The 16,064-nt window shown below is 61.8% G+C and carries 17 protein-coding genes; 7 read left to right on the forward strand and 10 right to left on the reverse strand.

What is annotated here, in order from left to right:
* Window positions 1–236: 236 nt before the first annotated feature.
* The 4 genes from VRB54_RS16050 (at window position 237) to VRB54_RS16065 (ending at window position 5,374) form a co-directional block, all read left to right on the forward strand.
* Complete coding sequence (locus VRB54_RS16050; protein ID WP_338477961.1) at window positions 237–2,009, forward strand: N-acetylglutaminylglutamine amidotransferase; 1,773 nt, start codon at window positions 237–239, stop codon at window positions 2,007–2,009.
* A 3-nt stretch (window positions 2,010–2,012) separates the two neighbouring features.
* On the forward strand, window positions 2,013–3,758 hold the full coding sequence (ngg, locus tag VRB54_RS16055) for an N-acetylglutaminylglutamine synthetase (RefSeq protein WP_338477962.1): 1,746 nt from the start codon (window positions 2,013–2,015) through the stop codon (window positions 3,756–3,758).
* 144 nt (window positions 3,759–3,902) lie between these two features.
* Window positions 3,903–5,087 carry an osmoprotectant NAGGN system M42 family peptidase gene (locus tag VRB54_RS16060; RefSeq protein WP_057008098.1) on the forward strand — a complete coding sequence of 395 codons (1,185 nt, stop codon included), beginning with the start codon at window positions 3,903–3,905 and terminating at the stop codon, window positions 5,085–5,087.
* 59 nt (window positions 5,088–5,146) lie between these two features.
* On the forward strand, window positions 5,147–5,374 hold the full coding sequence (locus VRB54_RS16065) for a YheU family protein (protein ID WP_003236706.1): 228 nt from the start codon (window positions 5,147–5,149) through the stop codon (window positions 5,372–5,374).
* A gap of 10 nt (window positions 5,375–5,384) precedes the next feature.
* Here VRB54_RS16065 and csrA read toward each other — a convergent pair whose 3' ends face one another.
* Both csrA and VRB54_RS16075 read right to left on the reverse strand, forming a co-directional pair.
* A complete protein-coding gene (csrA, locus tag VRB54_RS16070; protein WP_338477963.1) occupies window positions 5,385–5,588 on the reverse strand; it encodes a carbon storage regulator CsrA in 204 nt (67 codons plus the stop codon).
* A gap of 128 nt (window positions 5,589–5,716) precedes the next feature.
* The gene (locus tag VRB54_RS16075) at window positions 5,717–6,532 is read right to left on the reverse strand and encodes an SDR family oxidoreductase (protein ID WP_338477964.1); all 816 of its coding nucleotides are present in this window, start codon (window positions 6,530–6,532) and stop codon (window positions 5,717–5,719) included.
* A 328-nt stretch (window positions 6,533–6,860) separates the two neighbouring features.
* Here VRB54_RS16075 and VRB54_RS16080 point away from each other — a divergent pair, with 328 nt between their 5' ends.
* Entirely contained in the window at window positions 6,861–7,013 is a 153-nt protein-coding gene (locus VRB54_RS16080) for a DUF3309 family protein (RefSeq protein ID WP_003236711.1), read from the forward strand.
* Between the two features lie 53 nt (window positions 7,014–7,066).
* Here the strand turns inward: VRB54_RS16080 and VRB54_RS16085 are convergent, their stop codons facing one another.
* The 4 genes from VRB54_RS16085 to VRB54_RS16100 all read right to left on the reverse strand — a co-directional run bounded on the left by VRB54_RS16085 (window position 7,067) and on the right by VRB54_RS16100 (window position 10,861).
* The gene (locus tag VRB54_RS16085; RefSeq protein ID WP_338477965.1) at window positions 7,067–9,154 is read right to left on the reverse strand and encodes an LTA synthase family protein; all 2,088 of its coding nucleotides are present in this window, start codon (window positions 9,152–9,154) and stop codon (window positions 7,067–7,069) included.
* Between the two features lie 359 nt (window positions 9,155–9,513).
* A complete protein-coding gene (locus VRB54_RS16090) occupies window positions 9,514–9,705 on the reverse strand; it encodes a PLDc N-terminal domain-containing protein (RefSeq protein WP_003172956.1) in 192 nt (63 codons plus the stop codon).
* Window positions 9,706–9,773: 68 nt separating this feature from the next.
* The gene (locus VRB54_RS16095) at window positions 9,774–10,304 is read right to left on the reverse strand and encodes a hypothetical protein (RefSeq protein WP_338477966.1); all 531 of its coding nucleotides are present in this window, start codon (window positions 10,302–10,304) and stop codon (window positions 9,774–9,776) included.
* Between the two features lie 41 nt (window positions 10,305–10,345).
* On the reverse strand, window positions 10,346–10,861 hold the full coding sequence (locus VRB54_RS16100) for an ankyrin repeat domain-containing protein (protein ID WP_338477967.1): 516 nt from the start codon (window positions 10,859–10,861) through the stop codon (window positions 10,346–10,348).
* Window positions 10,862–11,227: 366 nt separating this feature from the next.
* Between VRB54_RS16100 and VRB54_RS16105 the strand changes: the two genes are divergently transcribed.
* Window positions 11,228–11,506 (forward strand): DUF3509 domain-containing protein, encoded by a 279-nt coding sequence (locus tag VRB54_RS16105; protein ID WP_003236719.1) that lies wholly within the window; start codon window positions 11,228–11,230, stop codon window positions 11,504–11,506.
* A gap of 62 nt (window positions 11,507–11,568) precedes the next feature.
* Here the strand turns inward: VRB54_RS16105 and VRB54_RS16110 are convergent, their stop codons facing one another.
* The 4 genes from VRB54_RS16110 to aroC all read right to left on the reverse strand — a co-directional run bounded on the left by VRB54_RS16110 (window position 11,569) and on the right by aroC (window position 14,938).
* Window positions 11,569–11,847, reverse strand: coding sequence for a helix-turn-helix transcriptional regulator (locus tag VRB54_RS16110; RefSeq protein WP_338477968.1), 279 nt, complete (start codon window positions 11,845–11,847; stop codon window positions 11,569–11,571).
* Window positions 11,848–12,096: 249 nt separating this feature from the next.
* Window positions 12,097–12,627, reverse strand: a complete 531-nt coding sequence (locus tag VRB54_RS16115) for an acireductone dioxygenase (RefSeq protein WP_338477969.1) — start codon at window positions 12,625–12,627, stop codon at window positions 12,097–12,099.
* A complete protein-coding gene (locus VRB54_RS16120; RefSeq protein ID WP_338477970.1) occupies window positions 12,624–13,787 on the reverse strand; it encodes an MFS transporter in 1,164 nt (387 codons plus the stop codon). The genes VRB54_RS16115 and VRB54_RS16120 overlap by 4 nt, the downstream gene beginning before the upstream one ends.
* Window positions 13,788–13,846: 59 nt before the next feature.
* The gene (aroC, locus tag VRB54_RS16125; RefSeq protein ID WP_338477971.1) at window positions 13,847–14,938 is read right to left on the reverse strand and encodes a chorismate synthase; all 1,092 of its coding nucleotides are present in this window, start codon (window positions 14,936–14,938) and stop codon (window positions 13,847–13,849) included.
* 142 nt (window positions 14,939–15,080) lie between these two features.
* Between aroC and VRB54_RS16130 the strand changes: the two genes are divergently transcribed.
* Window positions 15,081–16,043, forward strand: coding sequence for an alpha/beta hydrolase (locus VRB54_RS16130; protein ID WP_338477972.1), 963 nt, complete (start codon window positions 15,081–15,083; stop codon window positions 16,041–16,043).
* Window positions 16,044–16,064 lie beyond the last annotated feature (21 nt).

Here is a 16,064-nt window from a genome sequence, read left to right on the forward strand (position 1 = left end):
AACCGTTCGATCACAGGCCGCACCCCACCAGAACTTGTATCTCTCCTTGACCTTTTTACCGCCACTCACCCGCCACCCGCGACGCCCGTTACGTGGCTGGCTGCCAGTCAAGGCGGATTGCCTTATAACGGATTGTTCTAAAACTCCGCCAATCTGCTCGGGTCAGTCTCTGGGTACCCGTCATTTTGGCGCGGTGCCTTTTATCCCTCCCCAACGGAAAAACCGGTAAGGAATATATGTGCGGATTAGCTGGCGAGTTACGTTTCGATCTTCAACCTGCCGACCTGGCAGCCGTGGAGCGAATCACCCATCACCTGGCCCCACGCGGCCCTGACGCGTGGGGCTTTCATGCCCAGGGGCCGATTGCCCTGGGCCATCGCCGCCTGAAAATCATGGACCTGTCGGACGGCTCGGCGCAGCCGATGATCGACGCCCAACTGGGGCTGTCCCTGGCATTCAATGGTGCGATTTATAACTTTCCGGAGTTGCGTCAAGAGCTGGAAGCCCTGGGCTACGCTTTCTATTCCGGCGGTGACACCGAAGTGTTGCTCAAGGGCTACCACGCCTGGGGCGAAGCCTTGTTGCCCAAGCTCAACGGCATGTTCGCCTTCGCCATCTGGGAGCGTGACGCCCAGCGCCTGTTCATCGCCCGTGACCGTCTCGGCGTCAAGCCGTTGTACCTGTCGCGCACCGGTCAGCGCCTGCGCTTCGCCTCGGCCTTGCCGGCGCTGCTCAAAGGCGGCGATATCAACCCGATCCTGGATCCGGTGGCGCTGAACCACTACCTGAACTTTCATGCGGTGGTCCCCGCGCCGCGCACCTTGCTGGCAGGCATCGAAAAACTGCCGCCGGCGAGCTGGATGCGCATCGACGCCAATGGCGATACCGAGCAGAAAACCTGGTGGACCCTGCCCTACGGCCCCCACGAGGATGAGAAAAACCTGAGCCTGGAAGACTGGACCGACCGCGTGCTCGACAGCACCCGCGAAGCCGTGGCCATTCGTCAAAGGGCGGCAGTGGACGTGGGCGTGCTGCTCTCCGGCGGCGTCGATTCGAGCATGCTCGTCGGCCTGTTGCGCGAAGTGGGCGTGCAGGACCTGTCGACCTTCTCCATCGGCTTTGAAGATGCCGGCGGCGAGCGTGGCGACGAATTCCAGTATTCGGACCTGATCGCCAAGCACTACGGCACCCGCCATCACCAATTGCGCATTGCCGAAAGCGAGATCATCGAACAACTGCCGGCGGCGTTCCGCGCCATGAGCGAGCCGATGGTCAGCCACGACTGCATTGCCTTCTACCTGCTGTCGCGGGAAGTGGCCAAGCATTGCAAGGTGGTGCAGAGCGGCCAGGGCGCCGACGAACTGTTTGCCGGCTACCATTGGTACCCGCAGGTGGACGGCGCCAGCGATCCATACGCGGCCTATCGCGATGCGTTTTTCGACCGCAGCTACGACGATTACGCCGCCACCGTCGCGCCGAAATGGCTGACCGCCAACGACGCCGCCGGGGATTTCGTGCGTGAACACTTTGCGATGCCCGGTGCCGATGCCGCCGTGGACAAGGCCCTGCGCCTGGACAGCACGGTGATGCTGGTGGACGACCCGGTCAAACGCGTCGACAACATGACCATGGCCTGGGGCCTGGAAGCGCGCACGCCGTTTCTGGACTATCGCCTGGTGGAACTGTCGGCGCGGGTACCGGGTAAATTCAAGCTGCCCGACGGCGGCAAGCAGGTGTTGAAAGAGGCGGCGCGCCGGGTGATCCCGAGCGAAGTCATCGACCGCAAAAAAGGCTATTTCCCGGTGCCGGGCCTCAAGCATTTGCAGGGCGACACCTTGAACTGGGTGCGCGAACTGTTGCTGGACCCGAGCCAGGATCGCGGCCTGTTCAACCCGGCCATGCTCGACCGCCTGCTGACCGATCCGCAGGGCCAACTGACCCCGCTGCGCGGCTCCAAGCTGTGGCAACTGGCGGCGCTGAACCTGTGGCTCAGCGAACAAGGAATCTGATTGATGAAACAGAACGCCGCGGCTTACAGCCAACGCTTGCTCAAGGGCCAGGCGCCGACCTATGAGCGCCTGCAAGCCCGCCTGGCCGAGGACGGCAACCCGCAGAGCCCCGGCCATATCGCGGTGCATTGCGGCTGGGGGCGGCTGTTGATCGGCCATACCTTCCCGGACCCGGCGAGCCTGGCCGAGGAACTGCTCAATGAACAAGCCGGTGAGCGCGACATTGCGTTGTATGTAGCCGCCCCCCAGCAGATCCTCGGGATTGATCCGCAGCAGTTGTTCCTCGATCCGTCCGACACGTTGCGCCTGTGGTTCAGCGACTATCGCCCGGCCACTCGGGTGTTTCGCGGCTTTCGCATTCGCCGGGTGCAGAGTGAGGCGGACTGGCAGGCGGTCAACCGCCTCTACCAGGGACGCGGCATGTTGCCGGTCGATACCGAACGCCTGACCCCGCGTCATCAGGGCGGCCCGGTGTACTGGCTGGCCGAGGACGAAGACAGCGGCGCAGTGATTGGCAGCGTGATGGGCCTCAATCACCAGAAAGCCTTCAACGACCCGGAAAACGGTTGCAGCCTGTGGTGCCTGGCGGTCGATCCGCAGTGCACGCGCCCAGGCGTGGGCGAGGTGCTGGTGCGCCACCTGGTGGAGCACTTCATGAGCCGTGGCCTGAGCTACCTCGACCTGTCGGTGCTGCACGATAACCGCCAGGCCAAGAGCCTCTACGCCAAGCTGGGCTTTCGCGCGCTGACCACCTTTGCGATCAAGCACAAGAACGGCATCAACCAGCCGCTGTTTCTCGGTCCGGGCCCGCAGGCGGGGTTCAACCCGTATGCGCGGATCATTGTCGAAGAGGCGCATCGGCGCGGTATCGATGTGCAGGTGGACGACGCCGACGCCGGTCTGTTCACCCTCAGCCATGGCGGGCGCCGCGTGCGTTGTCGCGAATCGTTGAGCGACCTGACCAGCGCCATCAGCATGACGTTGTGTCAGGACAAGAGCCTGACCCACAAGGTGCTCAAGGGTGCCGGCTTGAACGTGCCCTCGCAACAACTGGCGGGCAGTGCCGATGACAACCTGGAGTTTCTCGACGAACACCAGCGCATCGTGGTCAAGCCGCTGGACGGCGAGCAGGGCCATGGCGTGGCGGTGGACCTGCGCACCATCGAAGAGGTGCAGCAGGCCATCGAAGCGGCGCGTACGTTCGACAGCCGTATTTTGCTCGAAAGCTTTCACGAAGGCCTGGACCTGCGCATTCTGGTGATCGGTTTTGAAGTGGTGGCCGCAGCGATCCGCCGCCCTGCCGAAGTCAAAGGTGATGGTCAGCATTCCATCGGTGCGTTGATCGAGGCTCAGAGTCGGCGGCGCCAGGCCGCGACCGATGGCGAAAGTAAAATCCCCGTGGATGCGGAAACCGAACGCACCCTGCACGCCGCCGGCTACGACTACAGCAGCATCCTGCCCCGAGGTCAGACCCTGGCCGTGCGCCGCACTGCCAACCTGCACACCGGCGGCTGCCTGGAAGACGTCACCGCGATCCTGCACCCGACGCTGGTGGACGCTGCCGTGCGTGCCGCTCGCGCTCTGGACATTCCCATGGTGGGCCTGGACCTGATGGTGCCCGCCGCCGACCAACCCGAGTATGTCTTTATCGAGGCCAACGAACGGGCCGGCCTGGCCAATCATGAGCCGCAGCCGACTGCCGAGAAATTTGTGGATCTGTTGTTTCCACACAGCCAGTCAACGGTTTGAGAGAGGCGTTGCCTGATCGGCCGCCTCGCGGGCAAGCCCGCTCCCACAGGTTGACCGCATGCCACTGTGGAAACCGGCTTGCCCGCGAAGGCGCCGATACCGGCGCCACCCTCCCTCAGGCCTGCCACTTCACCAGGAGTCCTTATGACCCGAACCATCCCCGAACCGGACCTGAATTACCTGCAGAAAGTCCTGCTGGAAATGCTCGCCATTCCCAGCCCCACCGGCTTTACCGACACCATCGTGCGCTACGTCGCCGAGCGCCTGGAAGAACTCGGCATTCCGTTTGAAATGACCCGGCGCGGCACCATTCGCGCCACCCTCAAGGGCCAGAAAAACAGCCCGGACCGCGCCGTGTCGGCGCACCTGGACACTATCGGCGCCGCCGTGCGGGCGATCAAGGACAACGGTCGCCTGACCCTGGCCCCGGTGGGCTGCTGGTCGAGCCGATTCGCCGAAGGCAGCCGCGTCAGCCTGTTCACCGATAACGGCGTGATCCGTGGCAGCGTGTTGCCGCTGATGGCTTCCGGGCACGCGTTCAACACCGCCGTCGACGAAATGCCGGTGAGCTGGGACCACGTGGAACTGCGCCTGGACGCCTACTGCGCGACCCGTGCCGACTGCGATTCGCTGGGCATCAGCGTGGGTGACTACGTAGCCTTCGACCCGCTGCCCGAGTTCACCGAGAGCGGGCATATCAGCGCGCGACATCTGGACGACAAGGCCGGCGTGGCCGCCCTGCTCGCGGCACTCAAGGCGATCATCGACAGCGGCGAGCCGTTGCTGATCGACTGCCACCCGCTGTTCACCATCACCGAAGAAACCGGCAGCGGTGCCGCGGCCGCCCTGCCGTGGGACGTGAGTGAGTTTGTCGGCATCGATATCGCCCCGGTCGCGCCCGGTCAGCACTCCAGCGAACATGCGGTGAGTGTGGCGATGCAGGATTCCGGCGGGCCGTATGACTATCACCTGTCGCGTCACCTGCTGCGCCTGGCGGCGGACAACGACCTGCCGGTACGCCGCGACCTGTTCCGCTATTACTTCAGCGATGCGCACTCGGCGGTGACCGCCGGTCACGACATTCGCACCGCCCTGCTGGCGTTTGGTTGCGACGCGACCCACGGTTATGAGCGCACCCACATCGACAGCCTGGCAGCGTTGAGCCGTCTGCTGGGCGCTTATATCCTCAGCCCGCCGGTGTTCGCCAGCGATGCGCAACCGGCCCAGGGTTCACTGGACCGGTTCAGTCATCAGATCGAGCATGAAACGCAGATGGAGAGCGACACGCGCGTGCCGTCGGTGGACAGCCTGGTCGGGAACAAGACCTGATACTGGCAACTCGGGTCCCGGCACAGTAGCATCGCCGGGACCCGCTACCTGAGGCTTGTATGCTGATTCCCTACGATGCACTTGAAGTCGACACCCTGACCCGCCTCATCGAAGATTTCGTGACCCGCGACGGTACCGACAACGGTGACGACACACCCCTGGAAACCCGCGTATTGCGCGTGCGCCAGGCGCTGACCAAAGGCCAGGCGCTGATCGTGTTCGACCCTGACAGCGAGCAATGCCAGTTGATGCTCAAGCACGACGTGCCCAAGCATCTGTTTGACTGAAACCCTGCAATCAGGGATTGGGCACCGGCACTGGATGGGTGTTGGCGTCCTGGCTACGCTGGATTTTCTGGTAGACCTCGGCGCGATGGATGTTGACGTCCGCCGGCGCCGCGACGCCAAACTTCACCTGGCCTCCATTGAGTTCAAGAATGTGCAGAGCGATGTCATCGCCGATGGCAATGATTTCGCCCACTGCGCGGCTTAATACCAGCATGTCGGTTGTCCTTTTCGAATGACAGGACCTCGACCATGCGCGCTTGGGGGATGTTGCGACAATGGCGCGCGATCAAATCAGACCTCACCCACACCGCTGGGTAATTTGCCTGACAGACCACGCCCAAATCAGCCTTTAACGGCCTGCGCCTTGGCGCGCATTTTGTCGGCCATCGTGGTCATTTCGTCATACAGCAACTGGGGATTTTTCTGCTTCAATGTCCAGGCCATGCGCCCTTGCTCGTGGGGCAGAATCATGAACTCGCCTGCGGCCACGCGCTGGTAGATGTAGTCAGCGATGTCCGCCGCCGAAATCGGTGAGCTTTCGAGCAACTTGCCTACCTGCGCTTTCATCGCCGGGGTCGGCCCGCGGAACGAATCCAGCAAGTTGGTCTGAAAAAACGAAGGGCACACCACGTGCACCCCCACTTCCTGCTGCTTGAGTTCCACCAGCAGGCTTTCCGACAGCGCCACCACGCCGGCCTTCGCCACGTTGTAGTTGCTCATCGCCGGCCCCTGCATCAAGGCGGCCATCGACGCGATATTGATGATGCGACCCTTGCTCTTTTCCAGCAGCGGCAGGAACGCCTTGCAGCCCTTGACCACACCCATCAGGTTGATCGCGATCTGCCAGTCCCAGTCTTCCAGGGACAGCTCGGCGAAGAAGCCACCCGAGGCCACGCCGGCATTGTTGACGATTACATCAATGCCACCTAGCTTGACCTCGCACGCCTGGGCCAGGGCGGTGAGCTGGCTGTAATCACGCACGTCGCAGCGCTGGGTGAAGCCGTCACCGCCCGCCTCGCGTACCCTTTTCAAGGTGTCCTGCAGGCCCGGCTCGCTGACGTCCGACAAGGCTAGCTGCCACCCCTCACGGGCCCAGCGCAGAGCGATTTCACGACCCAGGCCGGACCCGGCGCCAGTGATCATCATGCGATTTTGCATAGGAAAGCTGCCTTGTGGTTCACGGAAGAAGTGAGCGGCAGTGTAGCGAAGGATTTTGCGCCAACCACGCACCATCAGGGTGATGAATGCCCCAGGCAAACCTTCGGCCCGGTCGGCTGACGATCTATCGTCAGAGGCCATTTTTTCAACTAAGGGGAAGGTTTTTTGTTGAGTGAAAAAGAAATAAGCAACTAATCGAAATACTTTAAAAAAATACTGAATTTTTTATCGCACCCTCTAGTCCGAGTTGTTAAGGCGTACGCAATTAACGGTGCGGGCCTATTGTTAAATAACCGGTCTCGCTGAAGGCCTATAAGGAAATAAAACCATGAGCCTCATTCTGATCATTATCCTGATTCTGCTGCTGGTCGGCGGTCTGCCGGTGTTCCCGCACTCGCGTAACTGGGGTTACGGCCCGTCGGGTATCCTGGGCGTTGTTCTGGTAGTACTGGTGGTGCTGTTGTTGCTCGGCCGCATCTAAAAGCCGGACAAAAAAAGAGGCCTTTTAAAGGCCTCTTTTTTATTGCCCGTGAATTAGTCGGGCTTGCCGTCCACCACGCCGGCGGTGTTATCCAACAGGCTCTTGGTGGCCGTTTGCAGGAACGATTCAAGTTTCTGCTTCAATACGGCTTCGTCCGGCGATTCAGCGATCACTTTACCGGTCGGGTTGGCGCCCAGTTCGTATTGCCACAACTTCGGCGGCATCTCTTTAGGCAATACCAGAACGCGGTCGCCGGTGAGCAAGGCCACGGTCTGGTCGCTGCCCGAAGGCTTGATCACGCCGAAGCCCTTGTCGCCTTCGGGCAGGTTCAGCAGGTCGCGGCCCCAGCACTGGTGCAGGGTATCGCCACCGAGGCGGCCCATGATGGTCGGCACGATATCGATCTGGGTGCCCACGGTGTGGTCACGCTCGCCGAATTTTTCCTGCATGCCCGGTGCAATCATCAGCATCGGCACGTTGAAGCGGCCCAGGTCCATTTCGGTGATCTGCTGCTCATTGCCAAACCCGTGGTCACCGACGATCACGAACAGGGTTTCCTTGAAGTAAGGCTCCTTGCGCGCCTTTTCAAAGAACTGGCCCAGGGCCCAGTCGGAGTAGCGCATCGCCGTCAAATGCTCGTCGAGGCTGCCACGGCCGGTGACTTTGTCCACCGGCAAGGGGTTGGGCAACGCGTACGGCGTGTGGTTGGACAGGGTTTGCAGCAGCGCGTAGAACGGCTTGCCACCTTCGCGGGCTTTGAGCTCTTCAAGGCCACGGTTGAACATGTCCTGGTCGGACACGCCCCACGTCGGGTCGGAGAACACCGGGTCGACGAAGTCATTGCGCCCGATGAAGTTGGTCATGCCCTGGTTGCTGAAGAAGCCCGACTGGTTGTCCCAGGCGAAATCGCCGTTGTAGACATACACATCGTTGAAGTCACGCGCGCTGAGCAACTGTGGCAGGCCCGACAGCTTGTGGCTGCCTTCCGGGGTCTGCATCAGGTATTCGAAGCCCGGCAGGTTCGGGAAGCAGGCCATGGTGGCAAACATACCCTGGTGGGTGTGGGTGCCGTTGGAGAAGAAACGGTCGAACAGCAGGCCTTCCTTGGACAGTTTGTCGAAATAAGGCGTGATGTTGCCCGGACGGCCCAATGCGCCCACCGAGTGACCGGCGAAGCTTTCCATCAGGATCACTACGACGTTCTTGATCGGCAGGGTCTTCTCGGCCGGTGGCGTGTAGTCGCGGCGCACGGCGGCGGTGTCGGTATCCACCAGTTTTTCGCTAGGCAGTACCAGCATGTCGCGCACGGTTTGGGTGGCCAGCGGCTGTTCCAGGGTGGCTTTCCACACGTTGTCGCGGTGCTCGGAGAAACGTGCCTTGGCGGCGCCGATCAACGACAGCGTACCGTTGAGGCCCAGCTGGTTGGCGAAGTTGGAATCGGTGGTGTACACGTCACCCCAGCGCAGCGGCGGGCCCTGGCGCAGGGTGCCACGGGCGGCGACCACGGCGATCAGCAGGCACACCACAAACACGGCGATGCGGCTGTACCACGGCGCCACCTGGCGGGTGCCGATACTACCGCCGCTGAACGGGCCGCGCGGACGGGTGGCGCGGTCGGCGCCCTTGAACGCCATACTCAGGATCAGCGTGCCCACGGCCCAGGTCAGCAGGTAGCGCACCACCGGAAAACCGTACCAGAGCATGCTCACTACGGTCTTGGGGTCTTCCTTTACGTACTGGAACACCAGGCCATTGAGACGCTGGTGGAACTCGCGGTAGAAGTCCATTTCCATCAGGCCCAGGAACAGCGCGATGCTCGAGGCAATGGTGAGCCAGAAACGGAAGAACCCGCGCGCCGCCATGGCTCGCACGCTGAACAGCGCCAGCAACAACGGGATCAGCAGGTACACCACCAGGCGCAGATCCAGACGCAGACCATTGGCGAACGCTTCGAGGAAGGTCGCAGCCGGCGTGTCGAGGATCATCTCGCGGTTGTAGACCAGCAGCGCCAGGCGCAGCAGGGAGAACATCACCATCATGACCAGTGCACAGAGCAGCGTATAAGCCAGATGGGATTTGACGGTCGGTTGCAGCAGGCGATTCGAAGCTCGCTGCTGACTCAGGGCGTCCGGGTTTGCCATGTCGTTTTCAGGACCCATTGGAAGTTAAGTGACGAAGCATTGCAGTGGCGCGAATGGTGCCCGATCAGTGCCGGCAAGGCTATTAATTACTGAACGAGTAACGCTGCCACGCCTTTAAAAGCGCCCAGGGCAGGCCCGTGGCCAGAGGATACAGCCAGCGAATTCTCTTGGATGAAATGTGAAAATTCTGTGCAGCGAATATTTCGACACACAAATCTCCCCTGGCACCGTAATGCAAATGTGGGAGGGGGCTTGCTCCCGATAGTGGTATTTCAGTACCAGATTGACTGGCTGAAACACCGCTCTCGGGAGCAAACCCCTCCCACACTTACCGTGCCCACTCCAGCTATAGAGGGGTGTCAGATCCGCACGTTGCCCCGTGGCCCGGCGATTGCCCAGATGATCAGGCCAAGCACAGGCAGCAGCAGAATCAACAGGATCCACAACACTTTGGCGCCGGTACTCGCACCACTTTTGAACACGTTGATGATCGCCCAGATATCCAACGCCAGGATGATCAGGCCAATCAGGCCATTAAAGGTAGAACCCATGGTGTCGCTCCTTAAGTGAGGTCATGCCTGTTTAGGATAGGCGCTGCCGGCCATCGTTCCGTTTTAATTCAGACATGTACGGCCACACGCAGGGCTTCCAGGGCCGGTTCAGCCTGGATGCCGACCTCCGCGCAGCGTTGCAAGACGCGCGGCAGGTGATTGCCATGCACCAGCACCACCTGAATGGCGTCATCCAGCAACTGGCTGAAATTCACCAGCACATAGCCGCCGTCTTCGGCACTCAACGCGCTCATCTGGATCTGAATGCGATTGAGCGCCGTGAGGTCGTCGGCCTTGACCAGTTGCTTGGGCTTGAGATTAAACGCCACGCCTGGGCCGAACGAGGCAACGATCTGCGCGAACAGGTCAGCATAACTGTCGGCCTGGAACAGCACGGTGTCCGGCAGGCTGCCGACCACCACCCACTCGCCCAAGGGGATTGGGAAGCTGTCGTCATAGTTGATGTCCGGGTTCGCCGCCAAAAACGCCGCCGGGTCGGCATACGCCTGGGCGGCTTCATCGGCGATGCGCGCCACCTCGTCCTCGCCCATGACGCCGGCGCTGATGTGGCTGATGAGTTCGACGAGGGCGGTTTTCATGGGGCAATCCTGTTGCGGGCGGGTTTTGGAGGGCGCAAAGCCTACACCAGTTTCTGCAACTTCGCCGCCGCATCCACCGCGCCCATGGTCTGCGCCGCCGCCAGCGCCGTGGCGCCCTGTGCATCGGTCGCCTTGGGGTTGGCGCCCTGTTCCAGCAGGTAGTCGAGCATTTCGATACGGTTGAACATCGCCGCCATCATCAATGCGGTACGGCCATCGGTGGATGCGGCCTCCAGCGGGGTGCCACCTTCTATGAGCGCCTTGACCACGGCCATATGGCCCTTGAACGCCGCGCCGGCAATCGGCAGTTGGTTCTTGTCGTTGGCAATCAGCGGGTCGGCCTTGAATTCGAGCAGCACCTTTACCGCTTCGGCGTGGCCGTGATAGGCCGCGAGCATCAGCAAGGTGTCGCCATTGTGATTGCGGAAGTTGGCGGGCAACCCCTTGGCCAGCAGCGCGGCGAGCATGGCGGCGTCGCCTTTGCGGGCAACATCGAAGACCTGCTCGGCAAATTCGGCAGCTTCGTCGTCGGTCATCTGTTTGGGTTGGTCTGACATGTGAGGCTCCTTGATCAGTACTGAATAGGCGCCAGTGTTGCGAGGGAGTTCCCGCCTGTCATGGCTTTTTTGTCAAAAGTCGTCATAGCCACAATCAATCACCTGTTCAGACCGGCAGCAACGACAGAAGGGAATTTAACCGTATGTTTCGAGTCTTTTAGCTTAGGGACCTTGCAGCCGCCGCTGACCAGACAGCGCAAAATGCAGGGGTGCACGATGGCCCTTCATGCAATTTGCACGAAACCGAAAATTCCGTATAAGTTCAAGCCATTGATTTATAACAATATTTTAAATAGCCATTAGCTGGCACAATCACTGCACCTATCACTCCATGCTTGCCAACTTGAGCCAACGGAGCTGATAGACATGAGCCTGATCCAAGATAAATTCGCTTCAGTATTTTCCCAATACGACGTCACCACTCAGCCCCGTCCGGACGGCGGCATCCTGTTGACCCTGCGCAACGGCGAAGGCAAACAGGTCAAGCGCTCGATCTCCTATCAGCAGTTGCACACTGCCGACCAGTTGACCTGGGTAATCAGTGCCATCCGCCGCGACCTGGCTGAGCAAGCCAGTGATCTGCCGCAGATTTCGATGCTGCAAAGCCAGAACCGCTTTGCCCTGCCGACCTACCATTCGGCTTAAGCAACGGCTTTTTAAGAGAAGGGCCGCGACGTCGTTGAACGTCGCGGCCCTTTTTCATGCGTTCAATACAGCCGTTGGCGCACCGCCTCATTGACTGCCTGCACGCGATTGCTCACCTGAAGCTTGCCGTAGATATTGCGCAGATGAAATTTGACCGCCGCCTGGGAGGTCGCGCGAATCTTGCTGATTTCCCAGACGGTCTTGCCCTCCGAGGCCCAGCGCAGGATTTCCAGTTCCGTGGGCGTCAGGGGTTTGCCGGACAGACTCAAGCGCTTACGCGCCGCCATGGGCGTGTCGCACAGCCCGGTCGCTGGTGGATACAACTCCTGTGGGCCACTCATGCCGCTCTCCTTCTTGCTAAGCGCTTGGCGGATGCCCATACCGACCTTCGGATTCCTCCTATTGACAGCCGGGATAAGCACCGAAGCTTGAGAGCGTTACATAACCCACGCAGCCGTACGCTTGGTCGCGACATAAATAGCCGTCACCTACACGTAAATACGGCTCTTCCCACAAAAAACTCCAACTCTTTGGGGTTGAACATTTACCTGGCTATTGCACTACCTCGCCCTGTCAGCGCGTACGGACCATCAGTCATCCAGTCCCGGTAAGCCTGCAGTCACCGCGCCCACCGTGAACTCGGGCGTCAGCCCCTGCACACTGTTGGACAGGCACAACGTCACGCAGCAGGGGTTCTCACCTATGTCGAACCCGTGTGACAAGCCGGCCGGAATCACCAGCAGGTCGTTTTTTTCACAGCGCACCGCATACAGGTAGTCACCCACTTGCAAGGTGTACAACCCCTGCCCTGCGATGAACAAACGCGCATGCTCCTCGCTGTAGCGTCGCGCCTTCAGGTGCCTGGCGCGCAACTCTTGCTTGTGCGGCTGATCGCTGCCGACGCTGAATACCTCGACCGCGCCGTAGCCCAGGGCGTCGATCTGCGGCTGGCACGCGGCAATCATTTCCGCCTCGCTGGCGCCCTTCTCCAGCGGACCAGGCTGCCAGCGCTCGAACCGCACACCGTGGTCGGCCAGGGTCGACGCAATGTCTTCGGCGTGGGTAAGGACTTTGTTCGGGGTATCCAGTGTGGCTAGGGCGTAGACGGCGACATGGCTCATGGGACGGTTCCTTGATTCTGCTCGTGCAAGCGAAGGCCGATGATAACGGCGGCGGCCAGGGCGGCGGCGCTGGCGATGCCGAATGTGAGGGTCGGGCCCAGCAGGTTCCAGCTGTAGCCCGAATAGAGGGCGCCGAGGGCGCCACCGGTGCCGACCAGGGCGGCGTATAGCGCCTGGCCCTGACCCTGCTGTTTATCGCCGAAGCTGCGTTGCACAAAAGCAATCGCTGCGGCGTGAAAGCTGCCGAAGGTCGCGGCGTGCATCACTTGCGACAACAGCAGCACCCAGAAAAATTCGGCAAAGCTGCCCAGCAGCAGCCAGCGCAGCGCCGCCAGCAGGAAACTGGCCAGCAGCACCCGGCGCAGGGAAAAGCGCATGAGGATGCGGCTCATCGCCAAGAACATCAGCACTTCGGCTACCACGCCCAGGGCCCACAGCAGACCGATCATGCCACGGCTGTAGCCCAGGTGTTCGAGGTGCAGGGTGAGAAAGGTGTAATACGGGCCGTGGCTCAATTGCATCAGCGCCACACAGGCATAAAACGCCAGCACGCCGGGGCGGCGCAGCTGTTTGAGGAAACCGTCGCCGGCCAAGCGGTTGTCGTGGCCGACGGGTTGCGCGTTCGGCACCCACAGGCTGGCCACGATAATCCCGGCCATGATCACCACGACCACCACCGGGTAAATGTCCAGGCTCAGCCAGTCGAACAGGCGGCCCATGAGCACCACGGTGAGGATAAAGCCGATGGAACCCCACAGCCGCAGCTGGCTGTAGCGTGCGGTCTGCTCGCGCAGGTGCGCCAGGGTGATGACCTCGAACTGCGGCAATACCGCGTGCCAGAAGAACGCATGCAGGGCCATGACCAGCGCCAGCCAGGCGTAGGTTTTGCTCACGAAAATCAGCGCAAAACTGGCCAGGGTGCACACCGCGCCAAAGCGCACGATGGCCAGGCGCCGGCCGGTGTAGTCGCCCAGCCAGCCCCACAGGTTGGGCGCGATGCAGCGCATCAGCATGGGGATGGCCACCAGCTCGCCAATGCGCGCGCTGGAGAAGCCCAGGTGATCGAAGTACAGCGCCAGGAACGGCGCAGTGGCCCCCAGCAGGGCGAAGTAGAACAGGTAGAAGCTTGAGAGGCGCCAGTAGGGGAGCGTTGAAGTCATAGGTTACAGGGGCCGCTTCGCGGCCCAACGCGAGCAAGCTCGCTCGCCACAGCGGACCGTCACAGCTGGCCCAGCACCGGGGTGTTCACGTGTACATCGGCGTTCTGCCCACGGTGGCGCAGCAGATGGTCCATCAGCACGATGGCCATCATCGCTTCGGCAATCGGCGTGGCGCGAATGCCCACGCAGGGGTCATGGCGACCCTTGGTGATGATGTCCACTGGATTGCCGTGCACGTCGATCGAGCGGCCTGGCGTGGTGATGCTGGAGGTGGCCTTGAGCGCCAGGTGCGCCACGATCGGCTGGCCCGAGGAGATGCCGCCGAGGATACCGCCTGCGTTGTTGCTGAGAAAACCCTGCGGGGTCAGCTCGTCGCGATGCTCGGTGCCGCGTTGGGATACGCAGGCAAAACCGGCGCCGATTTCCACGCCCTTCACTGCATTGATGCTCATCAGCGCATGGGCCAGCTCGGCGTCCAGGCGGTCGAAGATCGGCTCGCCCAGGCCCGGCTTGACCCCTTCGGCCACCACGGTGATGCGCGCGCCGACCGAGTCCTGGTCGCGGCGCAACTGGTCCATGTAGGCTTCCAGTTCCGGCACCTTGTCCGGGTCGGGGCAGAAGAAGGCGTTGTCTTCGATGCTGTCCCAGGTCTTGAACGGGATTTCGATGGGCCCCAGTTGGCTCATGTAGCCACGGATCACGATGCCCTGGCTCGCCAGGTATTTCTTGGCGATGGCGCCGGCGGCCACGCGCATCGCAGTCTCGCGGGCCGAGCTGCGGCCACCGCCACGGTAGTCGCGTTCGCCGTATTTGTGATGGTAGGTATAGTCGGCATGGGCCGGGCGGAACAGGTCCTTGATCGCCGAATAGTCCTTGGACTTCTGGTCGGTGTTGCGGATCAACAGGCCGATGGCGCAACCGGTGGTGCGGCCTTCGAAGACGCCGGAGAGGATCTCGACTTCGTCGGGCTCCTGACGCTGGGTGGTGTGGCGGCTGGTGCCGGGCTTGCGGCGGTCGAGGTCACGCTGCAGGTCGTCCAGGGACAACTCAAGCCCGGGCGGGCAGCCGTCGACAATGGCGACCAACGCCGGGCCATGGCTTTCGCCCGCGGTGGTGACAGTGAACAACTTGCCGAAGGTATTGCCGGACATGCAGGGCGCTCCGTGAAATCAGTTGAATCAAGTCAACCGTAATAACTTAAGGCGGCCAGTATACGCAGGCTAACCGACTAGTTCATCCTCGAAACCTTAGCGGTGGACACGGGTCCAACCGGCACCTTCCAATGATGGCGCGATGATGCTTCGAGTTCTGCTGTTAGCCCTTACCCTCTTTACAAGCCTGGCCCATGCCGCCTCCCCGGTGGTGCTGCAACGCCCCATCAGCCTCGACACCGGCAGCGGCGAGCTGTTCGGCTCGCTGCTGTTGCCGCAATCGGAAAAACCGGTGCCGGTGGTGCTGATCATCGCCGGCTCCGGCCCTACCGACCGTAACGGCAACAGTGCCGACGGCGCGCGCAACGACAGCCTCAAGCGTCTGGCCTGGGTGCTTGCGCGGCATAACATCGCCAGCGTGCGCTACGACAAGCGCGGCGTGGCCGCAAGCCTTGCGGCCACACCCGACGAGCGCAACCTCACCCTCGACGCCTACGTGGCCGACGCCGTGGCCTGGGGCAAACTGCTCAAGGCGGACACCCGCATGGGCCCGCTGATCGTGCTGGGGCACAGTGAAGGCGCACTGGTCGCCGCTCTCGCCGCGCCGCAACTGGATCCGGCCGGGGTGGTGTCGCTCTCCGGCAGCGCGCGCCCGGTCGACCAGGTGATTCGCCAGCAACTGGCCGACCATCTGCCCCCTGCCCTGTTGCTGCGCAGCAATGAAATCCTCGACCACCTCAAGGCCGGCCAGGTGGATGCCGATGTGCCAGCTCCCCTCGAAGGGATCTTCCGGCCCAGCGTGCAACCTTACCTGATCAGCCTGTTTCGCGCCGACCCATCGGCCGCGTTCGCCAGGCTGCGCATGCCGGCACTGATCATCCAGGGCACCAACGATATCCAGGTCGGTGTGGGCGATGCACGGCAACTGCAACAGGCCAAGCCCGACGCGCAGTTGACCATCATCGAAGGCATGAACCACGTAATGCGCATCGTGCCCAATAACGTGAAGCAACAACTGGCCTCCTACAACGACCCGAAACTGCCGCTGGCCGCCGAGCTGGGCGAGCGTCTGGTGCGCTTTATCGACGGACTGCGCTCCCGTTAAGCAGGTATTGGCCTCCAGTCC

This window comes from Pseudomonas trivialis (assembly GCF_036864995.1).
In the GTDB taxonomy this organism is placed as follows: domain Bacteria; phylum Pseudomonadota; class Gammaproteobacteria; order Pseudomonadales; family Pseudomonadaceae; genus Aquipseudomonas; species Aquipseudomonas trivialis.

Coding starts and splice junctions, on each gene's coding strand:
- VRB54_RS16075 (WP_338477964.1), bottom strand. CDS start 6,532: ATGCAAAATCGCATGATGATCACTGGCGCCGGGTCCGGCCTGGGTCGT.
- VRB54_RS16095 (WP_338477966.1), bottom strand. CDS start 10,304: ATGAAAACCGCCCTCGTCGAACTCATCAGCCACATCAGCGCCGGCGTC.
- VRB54_RS16120 (WP_338477970.1), bottom strand. CDS start 13,787: ATGACTTCAACGCTCCCCTACTGGCGCCTCTCAAGCTTCTACCTGTTC.
- VRB54_RS16100 (WP_338477967.1), bottom strand. CDS start 10,861: ATGTCAGACCAACCCAAACAGATGACCGACGACGAAGCTGCCGAATTT.
- csrA (WP_338477963.1), bottom strand. CDS start 5,588: ATGCTGGTATTAAGCCGCGCAGTGGGCGAAATCATTGCCATCGGCGAT.
- VRB54_RS16090 (WP_003172956.1), bottom strand. CDS start 9,705: ATGGGTTCTACCTTTAATGGCCTGATTGGCCTGATCATCCTGGCGTTG.
- ngg (WP_338477962.1), top strand. CDS start 2,013: ATGAAACAGAACGCCGCGGCTTACAGCCAACGCTTGCTCAAGGGCCAG.
- VRB54_RS16110 (WP_338477968.1), bottom strand. CDS start 11,847: ATGAGTGGCCCACAGGAGTTGTATCCACCAGCGACCGGGCTGTGCGAC.
- aroC (WP_338477971.1), bottom strand. CDS start 14,938: ATGTCCGGCAATACCTTCGGCAAGTTGTTCACTGTCACCACCGCGGGC.
- VRB54_RS16130 (WP_338477972.1), top strand. CDS start 15,081: ATGATGCTTCGAGTTCTGCTGTTAGCCCTTACCCTCTTTACAAGCCTG.
- VRB54_RS16105 (WP_003236719.1), top strand. CDS start 11,228: ATGAGCCTGATCCAAGATAAATTCGCTTCAGTATTTTCCCAATACGAC.
- VRB54_RS16115 (WP_338477969.1), bottom strand. CDS start 12,627: ATGAGCCATGTCGCCGTCTACGCCCTAGCCACACTGGATACCCCGAAC.
- VRB54_RS16050 (WP_338477961.1), top strand. CDS start 237: ATGTGCGGATTAGCTGGCGAGTTACGTTTCGATCTTCAACCTGCCGAC.
- VRB54_RS16080 (WP_003236711.1), top strand. CDS start 6,861: ATGAGCCTCATTCTGATCATTATCCTGATTCTGCTGCTGGTCGGCGGT.
- VRB54_RS16085 (WP_338477965.1), bottom strand. CDS start 9,154: ATGGCAAACCCGGACGCCCTGAGTCAGCAGCGAGCTTCGAATCGCCTG.
- VRB54_RS16060 (WP_057008098.1), top strand. CDS start 3,903: ATGACCCGAACCATCCCCGAACCGGACCTGAATTACCTGCAGAAAGTC.
- VRB54_RS16065 (WP_003236706.1), top strand. CDS start 5,147: ATGCTGATTCCCTACGATGCACTTGAAGTCGACACCCTGACCCGCCTC.